The organism is Algoriphagus litoralis (assembly GCF_003259255.1).
Classification (GTDB): Bacteria; Bacteroidota; Bacteroidia; order Cytophagales; family Cyclobacteriaceae; genus Algoriphagus; species Algoriphagus litoralis.
In genome coordinates this window covers 1-1008 of sequence record NZ_QGOL01000059.1, presented here as the reverse complement: position 1 = coordinate 1008, position 1008 = coordinate 1, and the positions used below count along the sequence as shown (strand labels likewise).

Annotated in this window: 1 protein-coding gene; it reads right to left on the bottom strand. The window is 48.4% G+C overall.

Annotation, left to right across the window (positions count from 1 at the left end):
* Positions 1 to 86: 86 nt before the first annotated feature.
* Positions 87 to 971 carry a reverse transcriptase domain-containing protein gene (locus tag DK188_RS21345; protein ID WP_232825796.1) on the bottom strand — a complete coding sequence of 295 codons (885 nt, stop codon included), beginning with the start codon at positions 969 to 971 and terminating at the stop codon, positions 87 to 89.
* Positions 972 to 1008 lie beyond the last annotated feature (37 nt).

Below are 1008 nucleotides of genomic sequence, written 5' to 3'. Positions count from 1 at the left end.
CAATCGAGTAGACGGCCTCGCCAACCGTTAAGTTAGCGAGGTGCGCCTCTCACACCACCGTACGTACGGGTCTCGTATACGGCGGTTCACTGGATTGTAGGTTGCGATTTTTGGTAATAGGAAAGCATCGATTCATAGCCTTTTCTTCTTAGGCGGGACAAAGTAATTGTAGTGATCAGAATCGGACTCTGAGCTACCGCCCATCCGCCTTTTCTAGTCCTACTCCATGCATAGGCATGGTCTTGATCCACTCCCAGTCTGATCAGGTTTTTGCGTTTCCGCTCAGGCTTCTTCGAGTCATGCCAAATACAGTAGCGGAGGCGATTTCTCAACCACTCATCGAGTGATTTCAGCTTTGCAGTGATACTGGCCAGGCGATAATTGTTTACCCATCCCCGCCAGATTTCTGCAAGCTTTTTCAACCGCTCCTCGAAGCTGTATGGTCTGGTTTTCTTGGTGATCTGCTTGAGCTTGCGTTTCAGTGAGTCCCAGCTGCTTTTCTTCACTACCAACTGATATTTTCCTTTGACTCCCTTTTGATAAGTCGGAACAAATGCATGTCCCAGCAGCTCAAAATCGGAGGGTCTTCGGATGCCACTTTTCGCCCTGTTAATAGGAAGTCTGAGCTTGTCTCTTAGAAAGAGAAAAATCTCGTTTCCCACTTTTCTGGCTTCCTTCTTTGACTTGGTGTAGATGCTGAAATCGTCCGCATATCGGACGTATTTTAGGTTTCTCCTTTCCAGTTCCTTGTCCAGCAAATCCAGAAGGATGTTGGACAGGAGGGGACTGAGTGGCGAACCTTGTGGTACGCCTTTTCTACGTCTGTGCAGTTTTCCGTTGATCTGGATCGGTGCACGCAGCCATTTTCGGATGAGCCGTAGGGTGGTCGGACATTTTACCCGTTGGTAGATCAATTGAAGCAGAACCGAGTGGTCCACTTCGTCAAAGAATCCTTTCAGGTCGATGTCCACAATGTCTCCCGATAGCTATCGGGACCATCATTGATGT